Annotated in this window: 13 protein-coding genes; 12 read left to right on the top strand and 1 reads right to left on the bottom strand. The window is 71.1% G+C overall.

Annotated elements, in window-relative coordinates:
• The first annotated feature begins 15 nt into the window (after positions 1-15).
• The 3 genes from AB5J53_RS26265 to AB5J53_RS26275 all read left to right on the top strand — a co-directional run bounded on the left by AB5J53_RS26265 (position 16) and on the right by AB5J53_RS26275 (position 1,437).
• Positions 16-231: a DUF4244 domain-containing protein gene (locus tag AB5J53_RS26265; protein WP_369252473.1), complete on the top strand. Its 216-nt coding sequence runs from the start codon at positions 16-18 to the stop codon at positions 229-231.
• 160 nt (positions 232-391) lie between these two features.
• The gene (locus tag AB5J53_RS26270) at positions 392-724 is read left to right on the top strand and encodes a TadE family type IV pilus minor pilin (RefSeq protein ID WP_369248113.1); all 333 of its coding nucleotides are present in this window, start codon (positions 392-394) and stop codon (positions 722-724) included.
• 209 nt (positions 725-933) lie between these two features.
• A complete protein-coding gene (locus AB5J53_RS26275) occupies positions 934-1,437 on the top strand; it encodes an Rv3654c family TadE-like protein (RefSeq protein WP_369252475.1) in 504 nt (167 codons plus the stop codon).
• Here AB5J53_RS26275 and AB5J53_RS26280 read toward each other — a convergent pair.
• Positions 1,403-3,856 (bottom strand): DEAD/DEAH box helicase, encoded by a 2,454-nt coding sequence (locus AB5J53_RS26280; RefSeq protein ID WP_369248114.1) that lies wholly within the window; start codon positions 3,854-3,856, stop codon positions 1,403-1,405. The genes AB5J53_RS26275 and AB5J53_RS26280 overlap by 35 nt on opposite strands.
• Before the next feature lie 80 nt (positions 3,857-3,936).
• On the opposite strand from AB5J53_RS26280, the gene bldG reads away from it, so the two are divergent.
• The 9 genes from bldG (at position 3,937) to tmk (ending at position 19,828) form a co-directional block, all read left to right on the top strand.
• Positions 3,937-4,290, top strand: a complete 354-nt coding sequence (bldG, locus tag AB5J53_RS26285; RefSeq protein ID WP_099504946.1) for an anti-sigma factor antagonist BldG — start codon at positions 3,937-3,939, stop codon at positions 4,288-4,290.
• Between the two features lie 102 nt (positions 4,291-4,392).
• A complete protein-coding gene (locus tag AB5J53_RS26290) occupies positions 4,393-4,830 on the top strand; it encodes an ATP-binding protein (RefSeq protein WP_369248115.1) in 438 nt (145 codons plus the stop codon).
• Between the two features lie 334 nt (positions 4,831-5,164).
• On the top strand, positions 5,165-7,570 hold the full coding sequence (locus AB5J53_RS26295; protein WP_369248116.1) for a sodium-translocating pyrophosphatase: 2,406 nt from the start codon (positions 5,165-5,167) through the stop codon (positions 7,568-7,570).
• A gap of 216 nt (positions 7,571-7,786) precedes the next feature.
• Complete coding sequence (locus AB5J53_RS26300; RefSeq protein WP_369248117.1) at positions 7,787-8,380, top strand: small secreted protein; 594 nt, start codon at positions 7,787-7,789, stop codon at positions 8,378-8,380.
• A 369-nt stretch (positions 8,381-8,749) separates the two neighbouring features.
• The gene (locus AB5J53_RS26305) at positions 8,750-10,270 is read left to right on the top strand and encodes a methyltransferase (protein WP_369248118.1); all 1,521 of its coding nucleotides are present in this window, start codon (positions 8,750-8,752) and stop codon (positions 10,268-10,270) included.
• A gap of 192 nt (positions 10,271-10,462) precedes the next feature.
• Positions 10,463-12,865 (top strand): protein kinase, encoded by a 2,403-nt coding sequence (locus AB5J53_RS26310; protein ID WP_369248119.1) that lies wholly within the window; start codon positions 10,463-10,465, stop codon positions 12,863-12,865.
• Positions 12,866-12,973: 108 nt separating this feature from the next.
• A complete protein-coding gene (locus AB5J53_RS26315) occupies positions 12,974-13,171 on the top strand; it encodes a hypothetical protein (RefSeq protein WP_369248120.1) in 198 nt (65 codons plus the stop codon).
• Between the two features lie 238 nt (positions 13,172-13,409).
• Positions 13,410-16,223, top strand: coding sequence for a type I DNA topoisomerase (gene topA, locus AB5J53_RS26320; RefSeq protein ID WP_369248121.1), 2,814 nt, complete (start codon positions 13,410-13,412; stop codon positions 16,221-16,223).
• Positions 16,224-16,456: 233 nt separating this feature from the next.
• Positions 16,457-19,828 (top strand): dTMP kinase, encoded by a 3,372-nt coding sequence (gene tmk, locus AB5J53_RS26325; protein ID WP_369248122.1) that lies wholly within the window; start codon positions 16,457-16,459, stop codon positions 19,826-19,828.
• Positions 19,829-19,906: the final 78 nt, after the last annotated feature.

Raw genomic sequence — 19,906 nt, forward strand, 5'->3', positions numbered from 1 at the left:
GTTGAAATGCGCAGGATGGTACGAGGGCTCGTTCGGGGACGTGCGTGGGCGCGGGCATGGATGCGCGGTCCGGTGGCACGCAGGGACGCGGGAATGGTCACCTCCGAGTACGCGGTGGGGATCATCGCGGCGGTGGCTTTCGCAGCCGTGCTCTACAAGGTGGTGACGAGCGGGCAGGTCAGCGAGGAACTGCAGGGCATCGTGGGGCGGGCGCTCAATGTCCAGATGTGAGCGGGTGCCCTGGGGCCCGGCCGCTATGTCGCTGGGCGAACGGTGGGCGCGTAACCCGGCCGCTACGTCCGAGCGTGAACGGTGGGCGCCTGGCCCGGCCGCATCGTCGGGGCGCGAACGGTGTGCGAGTGGCCAGGCCCGGTCTCGGGACCGTGGATTCGTGACCGCAGAGGCCGCCGTGGTGCTGCCTTCGTTGGTGCTCGTCGGAATGGCGCTGGTCTGGGCCCTGCTCGCCGCGTCCGCGCAGATCCAGTGCGTGGACGCGGCGAGGGCGGGCGCCCGGGCGGCGGCGCGCCAGGACCCGCCCGACACGGTCATGGCGACGACCCTCCGGGCGGCACCGCGCGGCGCGAAGGTGACCGTGAGTCGGGAGGACGACCTGGTACGGGTGACGGTCACCGCGAGTGCGCCGGGTCCCGACGCGCTGTCTGTGGAGCTGAGCGACGAGGCCGTGGCTCTGGCGGAGGAGACGGTGGGGGTGGTTGGCGGATGAGGGGAGCTGGTTGGGACACGCGGACTCCCTGGGACATGCGAATCCTCCCGGGCAAGCGGACCCCCTGGGCGGTGCGGACTCCCGGGCGCGCGCGGACTCTCCGGGATGCGTGGACTCTCCGGGACATGCGGCCCCCGTGGGACGTGCGGACCCCCCACGAAACGCGGACCCTCCGGGACATACGGCCTCCTGGGGACTCGCGGAGCTCCCTGGACAAGCGGAACCCCTGGGGCAAGCGGACCCTTTCCTCGGACAGAGGGTCGGCGACCGTCTGGACCGTCGGGGCGATCGCCGTGCTGTGTGTCGTGTTCGGGGCGGTCCTGGCCATGGGGCAGGTCGTCGTGGTCCGCCACCGCGCGGCGGGGGCGGCCGACTTGGCGGCACTCGCCGCGGCGGACCACTGGATGGACGGTGGCACGGCGGCCTGCGCCCGTGCGGAGCGGGTGGCACGGGCGCAGCGCGCACGACTCGTCCGGTGCGCGGTCGAGGGGGAGATCTCGGACGTGACGGCGGCGTCGGGCAGGGGACCGTTCGCCGCGGAGGTCAGGTCGCGGGCGGGACCCGCGGGACCGGTTGAACCCGGCCCGGCGGGACCTTCAGGGCCCGTCGCCCCTGGCCCGCCCGCCGGCCCACCGCTTGCGGCCCCGGAGCCGCCGGCAGCGCTCGATCGCCGGGCGCTCAGCCCTCCGGTGCCGCCCGCAGCAACTCCGTGAGCAGCCGTACGGCCCCTCGCTTGTGCAACGGATCGTTCCCGTTGCCGCACTTGGGGGACTGGATGCAGGACGGGCAGCCGGCGTCGCACTCGCAGGAGGCGATGGCCTGGCGGGTGGCGGTGAGCCAGGTGCGGGCGGTGTGGAAGGCGCGCTCCGCGAAGCCCGCGCCGCCGGGGTGACCGTCGTACACGAAGACGGTGGGCAGCAGGGTGTCCGGGTGCAGCGGGATGGACACGCCGCCGATGTCCCAGCGATCGCAGGTGGCGAAGAGCGGAAGCATGCCGATCGACGCGTGCTCGGCGGCGTGCAGGGCGCCGCCGAGGATCTCCGGGTTGATCCGGGCCGCGTCGAGCTGGTCCTCCGTGACCGTCCACCAGACGGCGCGGGTGCGGAGCGTACGAGGAGGGAGGTCGAGTTTCGTCTCACCCAGCACTTCACCGGTGATGACACGTCGGCGCAGGAAGGAGACGACTTGGTTGGTGACCTCGACGGAGCCGTAGCACAACCGGCCGTCGCCCCAGGGGACCTCGACGTCGGTCTCCAGGACGGAGATGGACGTCGTGTCGCGGGCGACCGTCGAATACGGCGGGTTGGCCTCCTCGACGAGTGCGACGGAGTCCTCCAGGTCCAGCTTGCGCACCAGGTACGTACGGCCCTGGTGCAGATGGACCGCGCCCTCGTGGACCGTCGTGTGCGCGGCGCCGGCGTCGACCGTGCCGAGCAGCCGTCCGGTTCCGGCCTCGACGACCTGCACCGGGCTGCCGCCCTCGCCGCGGATGTCGGTCAGATCGGCGGCCCGCTCCCGGCGCGTCCAGTGCCAGGCCTTCGTCCGGCGGCGCAGCAGCTTCGCGGCCTCCAGCTGCGGGAGCAGGCCGGCGGTGGCTGGGCCGAAGAGCTCCAAGTCGTCGTCCGTGAGCGGGATCTCGGCGGCGGCGGCGCACAGGTGCGGGGCGAGGACGTACGGGTTGTCGGGATCGAGGACGGTGGATTCCACGGGCTGGTCGAAGAGAGCCTCGGGGTGGTGGACGAGGAAGGTGTCCAGTGGGTCGTCGCGGGCGACCAGGATCGCCAGCGCGCCCTGCCCTGAGCGTCCCGCGCGGCCCGCCTGCTGCCACAGGGACGCGCGGGTGCCCGGGTAACCGGCGATGACGACGACGTCCAGGCCGGAGACGTCGACGCCGAGTTCGAGGGCGGTGGTGGCGGCGAGGCCGAGGAGTTCGCCGGAGTGCAGGGCGCGTTCGAGGGCGCGGCGTTCCTCGGGGAGGTAGCCGCCGCGGTAGGCGGCGACGCGCCGGGCCAGCGAGCGGTCGACCTCGGCGAGGCGTTCCTGGGCGATCACCGAGATCAGCTCGGCGCCACGCCGGGACCGTACGAAGGCGATCGAGCGCATGCCCTGGACGGTGAGATCGGTCAGCAGGTCGGCCGTCTCGGCGGTTGCGGTACGCCGAACGGGTGCGCCCTTCTCGCCGTGCAGCTCGGTGAGCGGGGGCTCCCAGAGGGCGAACACCAGTTCACCTCGTGGGGAGGCGTCGTCCGCGACCTCGACGACGGGAAGGCCGGTCAGCCGGCGCGCGGCCACCGACGGCTCGGCGGCGGTCGCGGAGGCCAGCAGGAAGACGGGAGAGGCGCCGTAGCGGGCGCACAGGCGGCGCAGACGGCGCAGCACCTGGGCGACGTGGGAGCCGAAGACGCCGCGGTAGGTGTGGCACTCGTCGATGACGACGTAGCGCAGCGAGCGGAGGAAGGAGGACCAGCGGGGGTGGGAGGGCAATATCCCGCGGTGCAGCATGTCGGGGTTGGTCAGGACGTAGTTGGCGTACTGACGTACCCATTCGCGTTCCTCGAAGGGCGTGTCGCCGTCGTACACGGCTGGGCGTACGGCACTGCCCAAAGGTTGTGAAAGTTCCTTCACGGAGCGGCACTGGTCGGCCGCGAGGGCCTTCGTCGGGGCCAGGTACAGCGCGGTGGCGCCACGGCCGTTCGGCGCCTCCGAGCCGTCCAGCAGGGCTGTCAGGACCGGGACGAGGTACGCCAGGGACTTGCCGGAGGCCGTGCCCGTGGCGACGATCACCGACTCGCCGTCCAGGGCGTGCTCGGCGGCCCGTGCCTGGTGGGCCCAGGGATGCTCGATACCCGCGGCCTGCACCGCGGCGATGACCTCCGAGCGGATCCGGTCGGGCCAGACGGCATGGCGGCCCTCGCGCGGGGGCAAGTGCTCCGTATGAGTGATGCGCGAAGCCCGGCTCGGTCCAGAGGCGAGCCGGTCCAGGATCGTGCCCGGCGAGGGGCGGGAAGCGGTGTCCGACGAGGGTCGATCGGATCGGAGATTCTTGGCCATCGGCATCGAGTGTGTCACTGGCGTGACGGACAATGGGGCCAAGGCGTCGTGCACGCCTGCCGGTAAGTGATTGAATGCCATCGCGGCTGGCGAACCGTCCCGGGGGCTCTGCCGAGGTGTCCCATGGGGCGACCGCTCGATAGCAAGGTGCTGGAGGATCCGTGGACCTGTCCCTGTCGACTCGCAATGTGCCCGGCCCTAACGGCGACCGTACGGTCGTCGAGGTCGGCGGCGAAATCGATGTATATACCGCGCCCAAGCTGCGCGAGCAGCTGGTCGAGCTGGTGAACGACGGCAGTTTCCACCTTGTCGTCGACATGGAGGGCGTGGACTTCCTCGACTCCACCGGGCTCGGCGTGTTGGTGGGCGGCCTGAAGCGCGTAAGGGCCCATGAGGGCTCACTGCGACTGGTCTGCAACCAGGAGCGCATTCTCAAGATCTTCCGTATTACCGGTCTCACCAAGGTGTTCCCGATTCACACCTCGGTGGAGGAGGCGGTCAACGCCACCGACTGACCACCAGTCTTCCCGGGCTGTGGGCCCGGGCTCGCCAGTAGTGGGGGGACTGGGCCACAGCCCCGTCCCCCTGACAGCACGCCCGTAGTCTGAGGGGGATGCATGGCCACCGTTGAACTCCGCTTCAGCGCGCTGCCCGAGCACGTCAGGACCGCCCGTCTGGTGGCGGCAGCGGTGGCGCGCAGGGCCGGAGTGGACGAGGCCGTACTCGACGAGGTCAGGCTCGCTGTCGGCGAGGCCTGCAGTCGTGCCGTCGGACTTCACCAGAGCGGCGGCATCTCGGCGCCGGTGCGGGTGAGCCTGATCGAGGACGAGAAGCAGTTCTCCATCGAGGTCGGCGACGAGGCGCCGCGGACGGCTCCCGGTGAGACCGTGCCCGGCGCCGCCCCCGGTGACTCGGACGCGGACGCCGAGGAGGACGAGATGGGCCTCGCGGTCATCAGCGGCCTCGTCGACGACGTCGAAGTCACCGCCGGGGAGAACGGCGGACTGATCAGGATGAGCTGGCCGACCACGCCGCCGGCCTCGCTCGCTTCCTGACCACACACCGACCGCGGCTGGATCGGATCCCGATCGCAGCCCCGGCTGCATCCTCGTAGCAAACCCGAAGGGCCCTGCTCAGCAGGGTCCTTTTTGCATGCCCCGCCTGGGCGCCCGCCTTTTCGTGAATTAATTCACGATCAATCACGCGATTATTTGATCAAGCGTCAACGCTTTTGGGGCATTACCTCTTTCGGGTTCCGTGGGCACGGGTCGATCATTTGCTGAAGAGCATGTGAAGGCTAATTCCGCTTACCGCGCACTGTTTTGATCAGGTTCCGGTACCTACAATCCGTCCACATCTTGAGCTCAGCACAGGCGTCAAGGAGGACGAATGGCGGGGCTTTCTACCCCTCATCAGTTTGACCAACCCACAACCTTCGCAGCCGCAGTACTGACCGACGACAACCGTCTCATCGTGATGGTCATCGGGGCCGTCGCGCTGGCGGCGCTCGTGGTCGCCGGGATCCTGGTGCGCCAGGTCCTCGCGGCGGGCGAGGGCACCGACAGTATGAAGAAGATCGCGACGGCGATCCAGGAAGGCGCGAATGCCTACCTGGGCCGGCAGATGCGCACGCTCGGCGTTTTCGCCGTCGTGGTGTTCTTCCTGCTCATGCTGCTGCCCGCGGACGACTGGAATCAGCGTGCGGGCCGATCGATCTTCTTCTTGATCGGCGCGGCGTTCTCGGCGACCACCGGTTACACCGGTATGTGGCTCGCCGTACGGAGCAATGTCCGCGTGGCCGCCGCGGCACGGGAAGCGACCCCGGCGGAGGGTGAGCCCGAAAAGGATCTCACCGCCGTCTCGCACAAAGCCATGAAGATCGCTTTCCGCACGGGCGGCGTCGTCGGCATGTTCACGGTGGGGCTCGGTCTGCTGGGCGCCTCTTGTGTGGTGCTGGTGTACGCGGCCGACGCGCCGAAGGTCCTGGAGGGCTTCGGTCTCGGCGCCGCGCTGATCGCCATGTTCATGCGTGTCGGCGGTGGCATCTTCACCAAGGCCGCCGACGTCGGCGCCGACCTGGTCGGCAAGGTCGAGCAGGGCATTCCGGAGGACGATCCGCGCAATGCCGCGACCATCGCCGACAACGTGGGCGACAACGTCGGCGACTGCGCGGGCATGGCTGCCGACCTCTTCGAGTCGTACGCCGTCACGCTCGTCGCCGCACTCATCCTGGGCAAGGCGGCGTTCGGCGACTCCGGGCTCGCGTTCCCGCTGATCGTGCCCGCGATCGGCGTAATCACCGCGATGGTCGGCATCTTCGCGGTGGCGCCCCGGCGCTCCGACCGCAGTGGCATGTCCGCGATCAACCGCGGCTTCTTCATCTCCGCGGTGATCTCGCTGGCCCTGGTGGCCACGGCCGTCTACGTCTACCTCCCGGCGAAGTACGCCGATCTTGACGGAGTCACGGACGCGGCGATCAAGGCCAAGGCGGGCGACCCGCGGATCCTCGCGCTCGTCGCCGTCGCGATCGGCATCGTGCTGGCGGCACTGATCCAGCAGCTGACCGGCTACTTCACCGAGACCACCCGCCGTCCCGTCCGGGACATCGGCAAGACCTCGCTCACCGGCGCGGCCACCGTCGTCCTCGCCGGTATCTCCGTGGGTCTCGAATCGGCCGTCTACACAGCCTTGTTGATCGGCCTCGGCGTGTACGGGGCGTTCCTGCTCGGCGGTACGTCGATCATGCTGGCGCTCTTCGCGGTGGCGCTGGCCGGTACCGGTCTGCTCACCACGGTCGGCGTCATCGTGGCCATGGACACCTTCGGTCCGGTCTCCGACAACGCGCAGGGCATCGCCGAGATGTCCGGCGACGTGACGGGCGCGGGCGCCCAGGTGCTCACCGACCTGGACGCCGTGGGCAACACCACCAAGGCCATCACCAAGGGCATCGCCATCGCCACGGCCGTCCTCGCGGCCTCCGCGCTGTTCGGCTCGTACCGGGACGCGATCACCACGGCCGCGAGCGAGGTGGGCGAGAAGGTCTCGGGCGCGGGTGCGCCGATGAACCTGATGATGGACATCTCGCAGCCCAACAACCTGGTGGGTCTCATCGCAGGCGCCGCGGTCGTCTTCCTCTTCTCGGGGCTGGCGATCAACGCGGTCTCGCGGTCCGCCGGGGCCGTGGTCTACGAGGTGCGGCGGCAGTTCCGCGACCACCCCGGGATCATGGACTACACCGAGAAGCCCGAGTACGGGCGCGTCGTCGACATCTGCACCAAGGACGCGCTGCGCGAACTCGCCACGCCCGGGCTGCTCGCCGTCCTCACCCCGATCGCGATCGGGTTCACGCTCGGGGTCGGCGCGCTCGGCTCGTTCCTCGCGGGCGCGATCGGGACCGGCACGCTGATGGCGGTCTTCCTCGCCAACTCCGGTGGTGCGTGGGACAACGCGAAGAAGCTCGTCGAGGACGGTCACCACGGCGGCAAGGGCAGCGAGGCCCACGCCGCGACGGTGATCGGCGACACGGTCGGTGACCCCTTCAAGGACACCGCGGGACCCGCGATCAACCCGCTGCTCAAGGTGATGAACCTGGTGTCGCTGTTGATCGCCCCGGCGGTCGTCAAGTTCTCGTACGGTGACGACAAGAACGTCGGTGTGCGGGTACTCATCGCCGTTCTCGCGATCCTCGTGATCGTGGGCGCGGTGTACATCTCCAAGCGGCGTGGGATCGCCGTGGGTGACGAAGGCAACGCCGAGCGGGTTTCGAAGCCGGCCGATCCTGCGGTGGTTTCGTAGGCAACCGGACGGTTCCTGGCCTTGCACCTGGTCAGGGTTCCGCGCACGGGGCGGGCGGACGGCGCGTACTCACGCGCCTCCGCCCGCCTTGTGTGTGTTCACACCTTCTCCGTGAGCCTTCTCTCGCTTGGTGCAAATGGCTGCAAAAGCTGTTCAGGCGGACATTCGGCACGCGAATGTCGCCCGCTTGCCGTGTATGTTCCGGGGCCGAGAGCCATGGAAGGGACCAATCCGGTGAACAAGAAGCTCGCGGCCGCACTGTCCGGCGGTGCGGTACTGGTACTGGCGCTGTCGGGATGCAGTAACAGCAACGGCAACAACGACAAGCTGAACTCCTGGGCCAAGCAGGTCTGTGACGCGGTGCAGCCGCAGATCAAGAAGATCGCGACCGCCAACGTCGCGATCCAGAAGGAGGCCTCGGACGACAGCGCGCCGGAGGACGTCCAGAAGGCCGACACCAAGGGCTTCCAGGACATCTCGGATGCCTACAAGGTGATGGCGGCCGCCATTGAGAAGGCCGGCCCGCCGGACGTCGACAACGGCAAGAAGAAGCAGCAGGACGCGGTCAAGGAGCTCAACGACCTCTCCGCCTCCTACGCCGACCTGGGGAAGCAGTCGGACGCCCTGAACACGAAGGACCAGGCGAAGTTCGCCGACGGACTCAGCGGGGTTGCCGAGCAGCTCGGCAAGCTGAGCCAGAGCGGGACCGACGCCCTGAAGAAGCTCGAAGAGGGGGACGTCGGCAAGGCGATGGCCACGCAGGCCAGCTGCAAGGCCGCGTCCGCCTCGCCTTCGACGACCAAGGGCTGATCCCCGGGAGAGCGATCGTTCGGCCAACCGAAAGAGGGCCCGGTACGCGCGCGTACCGGGCCCTCGGCATGGGGTGCGCGCGTGTCGGGCCTTCGATATCGGATGCGCGCGTCAGGCCTTCGGTATCGGGTGCGCGCGTGTCCGGCCCGCGGTGTGGCTGTGCGGCCCGTGGCGCGGGCTGTCCGCGGCGGGCGCCACGGGCTGTCCCCGGAAGGCGTCACGCGGCCGTCCGCCGGCGTCGGCGCGGGGCCGTCCACAGGCGTCGGCGCGGGGCCGTCCACAGGCGTCGGCACGCGGCTGTCCACGGGAGTCGGGCGGGGCTGTCCACAGGAGTACGTCCCTTTCGTCGGGAGCGGACACAATGGGAGCGTGAGCCATACCAGCCTGTCACCGTTGCCCTCGTCCGATCGCGTCGACGTCGCCGCTCGGCTGCGGGACGCCCTGCTCGGCGCCTCCTTCACCGCCGACGGACTGCTCGATCTGCTCGGCGCCCCCGCGTACGCGGCGCTGGCGCGCAGTGAGACCGTGCCCGCGCTCCGGGCGACCCGGGGGGACACGCCGCTCGAGACGCTCGTACGGCTCTTCCTGCTGCAGCAGCCGGTGCCGCAGGCGCGCGTGGCGGACGTGCTGCCGGTCGAGGACTGTCTGGACAGCGGCTGGCTGACCCGGGTGGGTGGGGACGAGGTCGCCGCGACCGTGGACATCCGGCCGTACGGCGGGTCCGACGGCGACGACTGGTTCATCGTGTCCGACCTCGGGTGCGCCGTCGGCGGCGCGGGCGGTATCGGCAGCCGGGAGGAAGGCGTCGTCCTCGGGGTGGGCGGAGCCTCTACGACCCTCGCCGGTATCACCGTCCGTACGCCCGTCGCCGCCGCACTCGACCTCGGCACCGGCTCCGGGATCCAGGCCCTGCACGCCGCGCAGCACGCCACGCGCGTGACCGCGACCGACCTCAACCCCCGCGCGCTGCACATCACCGCGCTCACCCTCGCGCTCTCCGGAGCCCCTGCCTCCGACCTGCGCGAGGGCTCGCTCTTCGAACCGATCGCGGACGACGAGACGTACGACCTGATCGTCTCGAACCCGCCCTTCGTGATCTCGCCCGGCGCCCGGCTGACCTACCGTGACGGCGGAATGGGCGGGGACGACCTGTGCCGCACGCTCGTTCAGCAGGCGGGCGATCGCCTGAACGAAGGGGGGTACGCGCAGTTCTTGGCCAACTGGCAGCACGTGGAGGGCGAGGACTGGCAGGACCGGCTGCGCTCCTGGGTGCCCCGCGGCTGTGACGCGTGGATCGTGCAGCGCGAGGTTCAGGACGTCACGCAGTACGCCGAGTTGTGGCTGCGGGACGCGGGCGACCACCGCGACGACCCGGCCGAGTACCAGGCGCGGTACGACGCGTGGCTGGACGAGTTCGAGGCGCGCAAGGTGAAGGCCGTCGGCTTCGGATGGATCACGCTGCGCAAGCTGACTGCCGTCGAGCCCTCGATCACGGTGGAGGAGTGGCCGCACCCCGTGGAGCAGCCGCTCGGCGAGACCGTGCGCGCGCACTTCGATCGCGTCGACTATCTGCGGGCGCACGACGACGCGGCCCTGCTCGCCGGGCACTTCAAGCTCGTCAAGGAGGTTGTCCAGGAGCAGGTGGGGCTGCCCGGCGCCGAGGACCCGGAGCACGTGGTGCTGCGCCAGCACCGCGGGATGCGCCGGGCCACCAAGGTCGACACGGTCGGCGCGGGCTTCGCGGGCGTGTGCGACGGCACGCTCAGCGCGGGCCGGATTCTCGACGCCATCGCCCAATTGGTCGGCGAGGACCCGGTGTTGCTGCGCGACCGGACGCCCGCGCAGATTCGGCTGCTGGTGGAGCAGGGGTTCCTCGAACCTGCCGCGTGAAGGGGGCGCGGACCTTCTGGCTGCGTAGCCCCTGAGGCGTACTCGCACCGCTGAGTCGCATGCGCCCGTTCTGGCGGGATTGGATGTGATTGGCCCGCAAAAGGGCTCCTGTCAGTGGTGCGTGCGAAGCTACCTTCAAGAGACAAGTTCCACGCGTCCTCGGGGGAGGCGCGCTGTCTCGGGGGAGGCGTGATGGCGGGGGAGACGCCGGATCAGGGTGAGGGAAGGGTCATCAGTGGCCGGTATCGGCTGCTGCGGACGCTCGGCGCGGGCGGCATGGGTCGCGTATGGCTCGCGTACGACGAGGAGTTGGCCTGCGAGGTCTCCATGAAGGAGGTCGCGCTGCCGGACGTGCCGATGGACGCGAGCGAGCCCGCGCAGCGCATCGCGCGGGCGCGCAGCGAGGCTCGGCACGCGGCGCGGTTGCGCGGGCATCCCCATGTGGCCACCGTGCACGACGTGGTGGTGCACGAGGGGCTGCCGTGGATCGTCATGGAGTACGTGCCGGACGCGGTCGATCTCCAGGCGGTCGTACGGCAGTCGGGGCCGTTGTCGCCCGCGGGGACCGCCAGGATCGGGCTCGCGGTCCTCGACGCGCTCACCGCGGGACATCGGATCGGCATCCTCCACAGGGATGTGAAACCGGCCAACATCCTTCTGGCACCGGACGCTTCGGGCGACCCGTACGCGCGCGTGCTGCTCACCGACTACGGGATCGCGCTCCAGCCGGAGTCCCGCGAGCCGCGGCTCACCGCCACCGCCGGCATTCTCGGCACGCCCGGTTACCTCGCTCCCGAGCGCGCCCGCGGCGAGCCGCCCACGCCCGCCGCCGACCTCTTCTCCCTGGGTGCCACGTTGTACGCGGCCGTCGAAGGCCGCGGCCCCTTCGACCGTCGCGGCGACTACGCGACATTGACGGCCCTGCTCGGCGAGGAGCCCACGCCGCCGACCCGCGCCGGTGAACTGACGCCCGTGCTGCACGGGTTGCTCGCCAAGGACCCGGTACGGAGGTCGTCACCGGAGGCGGTCGCGCGGGGGCTGGAGCGAGTGGTGCGGGGCGCGCCGGGCGCGGGGTTCGGGCCCCCGCCCGGGTGGGGAGCGACACCCCTGCCGGGTCCTGCGCCCGGCGGATTCGGGCCGCCGCCGGGCGGATTCGGAGCGGTGCCGGGCAGCCCGTCCGCGAGCGTGCCCTCGGACGAGGTCGCGGGCGCGCCTCCCGGGTATGTCGCGGGCTTGCCCCCGAGGCAGGCGGGAGCTTCGGCGCAGGGGCCGTACGGCGACCCGTACGCGGACCGGGCAGGGGGATCGACGCCGGGTACCCCGCCGAGCTCGGGTACACCGCAGACGCCGGGCGCGCCCCCCACGCCGAACACCCCGCAGACGCCCGGTGGTCCGGCCGGCCCGGGCGCGGGCGACACCCCCGCTGCCGGCGGCCCCGCCACACCGGGTGGCCCGGCCGTGCCGGCCTCCGGCACCCCGTCGCCGTACGCCCCTTGGAGTTCGGCGGCCCCGCAGGGTGCGTACGACGTCCGCAACAACCCCTACGCGAGCGGCCCGGACGTGGGGACCGGCGCCGCGCCCCAGCCCCACGAGGGCAGCCCGCCCCTGCCGACCCACCCGTACGGGGGCAGCCCCTCCGTGTCGGAGCCCTACCTGGGCGGTCCGCCCGGACCGCCTCCGCCGCCCGTGGGGCGCAAGAAGCCCGTCGCCGCCGTCATCGCCCTCGTCGTGGCCGTCGTCCTCGTGCTCGCCGGCGGCGCCTGGGCCGCCGTCTCGCTGACCGGCGGTGACGGCGACAAGAAGGACAGCGCGGCGAAGAAGGCCCCTTCGGCCTCGGCGAGCACGTCGGCGCCGGAGCCGACGGGGCCGGTCTACCCGTACGGCGAACAGGCGGGACTCACCGACCCGTTGCAGGCCGGCGACTGTGTGAAGGCGGTCTGGTCGGGCACGCCCTTCAAGTCGGTGCCGAACCTCGGCGTCGTCGACTGCGCCGACGACTGGCCGGACGGTCAGGTCGTGACCGTCGACACGGCGACCGACTACGCCGACGCCCGCGCCCAGGGCGCGACACGCTGTGCGGGGCAGGCCGAGCCGGTGGCCACCGCCCTGCCCGACGCCGGCGCCTATGCCCTCGTCCCGACGAAGGCGGGGTTCACGGCGGCCGACGGCGGTACGGCATGTCTCGTACTCGGACGGCATGTCCCCATCGGGGGCGAAGTGGCACGGTTCCGCGACAAGAACATGGACCTGTACGCCGCGCAAATGGCCATCGGGGACTGCTGGACGTACGTCGACAAGGGGGGTGACTCGTTCCAGTCCCTGCTGACCGACTGCGCCAAGCCGCACACCGACCAGGTCGTCGGGTTCGTCGCCGCGCCCAAGAACATGGACTACAAGAAGGGGATCGACAACGGAGGAAAACTCTGCAGCAACAAATTCGAGTCGAGTTGGGCGCCCGGATCGGAGCTGAAGACCTACGGCTGGCTGGGCGACAAGGAAGACTGGAACGACGGATTCACCACAGTCGTGTGCACAGTGGGCCACGCCGACAACACAAAGACGACCGGGAAGATACCCACGCCCGGCACGGTCTGAGCCTCCCCTGGGGTTCTGGTCGCCCGGCGTTCACCTCAGGTTCGCACGTCCGCTTCCGGGGCGTGTCAGCCTCCCGAGGCTGAGGACTCGGGGCGGAAGGACACACCCATGGAAAGCGGACCGGCGATCTTCGCGGGGACGGTGTTCGCCCTGTTCGGAGGCGGACTGCTGGCCTGGACCGCGATCCGGCTGCGACAGGGCGAGCCGGTCGCCCACGGTGTGAACCGCGTCGCATCGGCGACCCTCGCGAGCGTCGCCGGAACCGGTGCGCTGGTACTCGGGATGTGGTGCTTTACGCGCGCGTGAGGACCGGCACTCCGGTAACTGGGAGGTCACGCTCCGGATAGGCCCGAAAAGAGCTGGTGGACACTCCGGGCGGCAGGAATGGCGGGAGTCGGGTTACCGTTCGAGTGGCCGTTGCGGGCTTTTCCCGTTTGACACGGGGGCGGGATGTACCGTCACACTCCGCAGCGTCAGCACGACCCGACCCCCGGGAGCAAGACCTGGGGAGGACCCCCCGCGTCGACCGGAGAGAAGAGCGAAGTTGTCCCCGACCAGCGACACCGCACACGGCGGCCGCCGACTCGTCATCGTCGAGTCGCCTGCCAAGGCGAAGACGATCAAGGGCTATCTCGGCCCCGGCTATGTCGTCGAAGCGAGCGTCGGGCACATCCGCGACCTCCCGAACGGCGCCGCGGAAGTGCCGGAGAAGTACACCGGCGAGGTGCGCCGCCTCGGCGTGGACGTCGAGAACGACTTCCAGCCGATCTATGTGGTCAACGCTGACAAGAGGGCCCAGGTCAAGAAGCTCAAGGACCTGCTGAAGGACTCCGACGAACTCTTCCTCGCCACCGATGAGGACCGCGAGGGCGAAGCCATCGCGTGGCACCTCCTGGAGGTCCTGAAGCCCAAGGTCCCGGTCAAGCGGATGGTCTTCCACGAGATCACCAAGGAGGCGATCCGCGAGGCCGTCGCCAACCCGCGCGACCTCAACCAGCGCATGGTCGACGCCCAGGAGACCCGCCGCATCCTCGACCGCCTCTATGGCTACGAGGTCTCGCCGGTCCTGTGGAAGAAGGTCATGCCGCGTCTGTCGGCGGGCCGTGTCCAGTCCGTGGCGACCCGCCTCGTCGTCGAGCGGGAGCGCGAGCGCATCGCCTTCCGCTCCGCCGAGTACTGGGACCTGACCGGCACCTTCGGAACCGGCCGCGCAGGCGACCTCAGCGACCCGTCCTCCCTGGTCGCGCGCCTCACCACGGTCGACGGAAAGCGCGTCGCCCAGGGCCGCGACTTCGACTCCCTCGGGCAGCTGAAGAGCGCGAACACGCTCCACCTGGACGAGGCGAACGCCCGTGCGCTCGCCGCCGCCCTGGAGAACACGAACTTCTCGGTCCGCTCGGTCGAGTCCAAGCCGTACCGCCGCTCGCCGTACGCGCCGTTCCGTACGACGACGCTCCAGCAGGAGGCCTCGCGCAAGCTCGGCTTCGGCGCGAAGGCGACCATGCAGGTGGCGCAGAAGCTGTACGAGAACGGCTTCATCACCTACATGCGTACGGACTCCACGACCCTGTCGGACACCGCGATCGCCGCGGCCCGCGCCCAGGTCACGCAGCTGTACGGCGCCGACTACCTGCCGGCACAGCCGCGGACGTACGCCGGGAAGGTCAAGAACGCGCAGGAGGCGCACGAGGCGATCCGGCCCTCGGGTGATCGTTTCCGCACCCCGGCCGAGACGGGTCTGACCGGTGACCAGTTCAAGCTGTACGAGCTGATCTGGAAGCGGACCGTCGCCTCCCAGATGAAGGACGCGGTCGGAAACTCCGTCACCGTGAAGATCGCGGGCACGGCTTCCGACGGCCGCGACGCCGAGTTCAGCGCGTCCGGCAAGACGATCACCTTCCACGGCTTCCTGAAGGCGTACGTCGAGGGCGCGGACGACCCGAACGCGGAGCTCGACGACCGTGAGCGCCGCCTCCCGCAGGTCAGCCAGGGCGACCCGTTGTCCGCCGACGAGATCACGGTCGACGGGCACGCCACCAAGCCGCCCGCCCGCTACACCGAGGCCAGCCTGGTCAAGGAGCTCGAAGAGCGCGAGATCGGCCGCCCGTCGACGTACGCGTCGATCATCGGGACCATCCTCGACCGCGGATACGTCTTCAAGAAGGGCACGGCACTCGTGCCGTCCTTCCTGTCCTTCGCCGTGGTCAACCTCCTGGAGAAGCACTTCGGGCGGCTCGTCGACTACGACTTCACGGCCAAGATGGAGGACGACCTCGACCGCATCGCACGCGGCGAGGCGCAGGCCGTGCCGTGGCTGAGGCGGTTCTACTTCGGTGAGGGCGAGGCGACCGGTGCCGCCGAGGCCGGCAACGGCGACGGGGACCACCTCGGCGGCCTCAAGGAGCTCGTCACCGACCTGGGCGCCATCGACGCCCGTGAGGTGTCGTCCTTCCCGGTCGGCGACGACATCGTGCTGCGCGTCGGGCGCTACGGCCCGTACATCGAGCGCGGCGAGAAGGACTCCGAGAACCACCAGCGCGCCGATGTGCCCGAGGACCTGGCCCCCGACGAGCTGACGGTCGAGCTCTCGGAGGAGCTGCTCGCCAAGCCGAGCGGTGACTTCGAGCTGGGCGCCGACCCGGAGACCGGCCGCCAGATCATCGCCAGGGACGGCCGCTACGGCCCGTACGTCACCGAGGTGCTCCCCGAGGGCACCCCGAAGACGGGCAAGAATGCCGTCAAGCCGCGCACGGCCTCGCTGTTCAAGTCGATGTCGCTCGACACGGTGACGCTGGACGACGCGTTGAAGCTGATGTCGCTGCCGCGCGTCGTCGGCAAGGACGCCGAGGGCGTGGAGATCACCGCGCAGAACGGGCGCTACGGGCCGTACCTGAAGAAGGGCACGGACTCGCGCTCCTTGCAGTCCGAGGACCAGCTCTTCACCATCACGCTCGAAGAGGCGCTGGAGATCTACTCGCAGCCCAAGCAGCGTGGCCGTGCGGCCGCCAAGCCGCCGCTGAAGGAGCTGGGCGAGGATCCGGTCAGCGGGAAGCCCGTCGTCGTCAAGGACGGCCGTTTCGGGCCGTACGTGACCGACGGCGAGACCAACGCGACCCTGCGGTCCGGCGACAGCGTCGAGGACATCACCCCGGAGCGCGGCTACGAGCTGCTCGCCGAGAAGCGTGCCAAGAGCCCGGCCAAGAAGACCGCGAAGAAGGCGGTCGCGAAGAAGGCACCCGCCAAGAAGGCCCCTGCCAAGAAAACGGCCGCAAAGAAGACGACGACTTCGAAGACGGCTGCCAAGAAGGCACCTGCCAAGAAGGCCGCCGCGAAGAAGACGGCGGCTTCGGAAGGCTGAGGCCTTCTCACGGAGGCGGCGGCTTCGGAGGGCTGAGGCCGCCGGGATGACGGTGGCCTGTGGGCGTCGTGATCCGTGCGCCTTCCGAGGCCCGGTTTCGGTGCCCTCGGAGCGTCGGTTTCCGTGTGCGTGAGGTGCCCGGCACGTGTACGCCCCTACACCTTCTGGTGTGGGGGCGTCCGTATGTTCGGCCACCCCTTCGGGGAGTCAGTGGGTCCGGATAGGCTTGCAGGATGACGCGAGCCGAGCAGCCAACGGCCCACAATCCGGCCCCCGACGACGCCCTGGTCGCAGATTCCCGCGAGCGCGCCGTCCGCGCGCTGCTGCGCCAGCCGCAGTTGAAGCGACTGTGGAGCGCACAGCTCGTAGGAGGTGTCGCCGACGCCCTGGCCCTCCTCGTGCTGGTCGTCCTGGCCCTCCAGGCGGCGATCTTCGAGGGTTCCTTCGGCGGTGGCTACCGGGGAGTGGCCTTCGCCGTGGCGGCCGTCTTCGGGGCACGCGTGCTCGCGACGCTGCTCTTCGGAGCCGTGCTCCTCGGGCCGCTCACCTCTCTGACCTCCCCGGAGGGGCCCCTCGACCGGCGCTGGACCATGGTCGCAGCCGACGGTCTGCGGGCCGCGCTCCTCATCGTCGCGCCCCTGTGGATCGACTGGACCCCGGACGACGCGCTCGCCGTCCTCCTGGTCATCGCGTTCGTGACCGGTGTCGCCGAGCGGTTCTGGACGGTGTGCCGGGAGAGCGCGGCGCCCGCCCTGCTGCCCGTGCCGCCGCTGGAGGGCGCCACGGTGCGCCCGCTGCCGGACCACATGGACGCGCTGCGGCGCCTGTCGCTTCGTACGGCCTTCATGGCGGTGCCGCTCGCGGCCGCCACGCTCGTTGTGGTGTCGCTCGTCAACAATCTGCTGGGCGCCGGGATCGACTGGTTCGACCAGCACCAGGTGGCGCTCGCTTCGTACGTCGCGGCCGGACTGTTCGCCGCCTCGCTCTCGGTGCTCACGTTCCTCGAACTGCCCGACGCACGCACCCCCCGCGCGCGGTCGCCCCTCGAGGGGCTGCGCCGTCCCAAGACGGGCACCGGCGTCGACAAGGGCCGTACCGGCGCGATTCCGCTGCTGGTCCTGGCCTGCGCGGCGGTCGCCGGGGCCATCTCGGCCGCCGTCGCCGTCTCCGTGCTGCACGCCAAGGACCTGGGCGGCGGACCGGTGACGTACGGGCTGCTGGTGCTGGCCCTGACCGGGGGTGTCGTCATCGGCATCCGTACGGCCCCTTCGGTGCTGCCGTCGCTGTCGCGGCGCAGGCTGCTCGCACTGGCGATCGCCTTCACCGGGGTCGCGCTGCTGGCCGCAGGGCTGGTCCCGGACGTCACCACCGTGCTGCTGATCGTGGCCTTCGCGGGCATCGGCGCGGGCGTCGCCGCGAACACCGGGCACGCGCTGCTCGACCAGGAGGCCGAGGAGTACCGGCGGGCGCGGACGACCGAACATCTGCACGCGGTCGTACGGGTCTCCGTGGCGCTCGGCGCGCTGGCGGCGCCCCTGGTGGCCGCCGCGATCGGTCCGCACCGCCTGGAGAACGGCAAGTTCGTGTTCGCGCACGGGGGCGCCGCCTTCACGCTCATGCTGGTGGGCGCGCTGCTGCTGCCCGTCGCCGCGCTGGTGCTCGCCAAGGTCGACGACCGCTCCGGGGTGCCACTGCGGCACGACCTGCTGGACGCGCTGCGCGGCGGCGACGACCCGGCGCAGGTGCCCGCCACGAACGGTTTCTTCATCGCCCTGGAGGGCGGCGACGGGGCCGGCAAGTCCACCCAGGCGACGGCGCTCGCCGAGTGGATCCGCGCCAAGGGCCACGAGGTCGTGGTGACCCGGGAGCCGGGCGCCACACCGGTCGGCAAGCGGCTGCGGTCGATCCTGCTGGACGTGTCCTCGGCGGGGCTTTCGCACCGCGCGGAGGCGCTGCTGTACGCCGCCGACCGCGCGGAGCACGTCGACACGGTGGTGCGGCCCGCGCTGGAGCGGGGCGCCATAGTCATCTCCGACCGGTACATCGACTCGTCCGTGGCCTACCAGGGCGCGGGACGCGACCTGTCTCCGACGGAGATCGCCCGCATCAACCGGTGGGCGACGAACGGGCTCGTACCGCATCTGACGGTTCTGCTGGACGTGTCTCCTGAGGCGGCCCGCGAGCGGTTCACGGAGGCGCCGGACCGGCTGGAGTCGGAGCCCGTCGAGTTCCACACGCGCGTGCGGTCCGGTTTCCTGACGCTCGCCGCCGCCGACCCGGGCCGGTACCTGGTCGTCGACGCGGCCCAGGAGCCCGAGGCGGTCACCACGGTCATCCGGCACCGGCTCGATGTGATGCTGCCCCTCTCCGAGGCCGAGGTGAAGGCCCAGGAGGAGGCCCGCAAGGCGGCCGAGGAGGAAGCCCGGCGCAAGGCGGAGGAAGAGGCCGCGCGCAAGGCGGAGGAGGAGCGGCTGGAGCGCGACCGTCAGGAGCAGCTCGCCAAGCTCCGTGCCGAGGAGGAGGAGCGCAAGCAGCGCGAGCTGGAGGAGGCCCAGCGGCGCGAGGCCGAGCGCCAGGCGGAGGAGGCCCGGCAGCGCGCCGAGGAGGCCCGCCGCCGTGCCGAGGAGGAGCGGGTCAGGCGTCTCGCCGAGGAGCAGGCGCGGGCCGCCGAGGAGGAGCGTCGGCGCAAGCAGGCCGAGGAGGAGGCGCGGCTGCGTGCCGAGGCCGAGGCGCGCCGCCTGGAGAAGCAGCGGAAGGCCGAGGAGGCCCTGCTGCGGGCCGAGGAGGCTCGGCGGGTGGCGACGGAGGCCGCGTCGGCGGCTGCGGCGGCTTCCGCCGAGGCCGCGGCGTCGACCGCGGTGGCGAACGCTACTGGGGCTCCGGCTGCTCCGGCCACCCCGGCTGCTCCGGCCGCCGCTCCCGCGCCGGACAACGAGACGACGGTGCCCACGCCCGTTGTGACGCCGTCGCACGCCTCGGGTGGGCCCGTGGACGAGACGGCGGTGCTGCGGCCGGTGCGGGCGGGTGAGGGCCCTGGCGGTTCTCGGTCCGGCACGGGTGAAGTGCCTGCCGGTTCTCGGTCCGGCTCCCGGTCCGACGGGGAGGAGACGGCGAAGCTGCCGAAGCCGCCTGTGCCCGAGGGCGCGGCGGACGAGACGGCAGTGCTGCCGCCGGTGCCTTCCGGTGCGGCGGACGAGACGACGGTGCTTCCGCCCGTTGCCCCGGGTGCGGCGGACGAGACCGCCGTGCTGCCGCCCGTGGCTCAGGGCGCGGCCGATGAGACGGCGGTGCTTCCTCCGGTACGGGACGGGCGCGCGGGTGCGTCCACGGGTGCTCCCACGGCCGGTGCTCCCGCCGGTGATCCGGCGGACCGGGTACCGCCCGGCTTCTTCCGGGACGAGCGGGCGGCGCCGCGGCCGGACGGTCCCGGCGACCGTACGCGCGAGCTGCCCCAGGTCGACGACGCGGGCGCCCCGCGTCGCCGTCCCCGCTCCGACTGGGCCGAGGAGACTCCGCTGGACGACCTCCCGACCCTGGCCGACGAACTGCTGGGCCCGCGCGAGGACGACGACCGGGACGAGGGACGGGGCGGCCGCCGCCCCTGAGTCCCGGCGGTCGGCGCTGCAGGAGCGCCCGTGAGGCCCCGGTCACCCGGCCGGGGCCGGATTGTCAGTGGCGACCCG

Origin of the sequence: Streptomyces sp. R41 (assembly GCF_041053055.1) — a bacterium.
Lineage (GTDB): Bacteria > Actinomycetota > Actinomycetes > Streptomycetales > Streptomycetaceae > Streptomyces.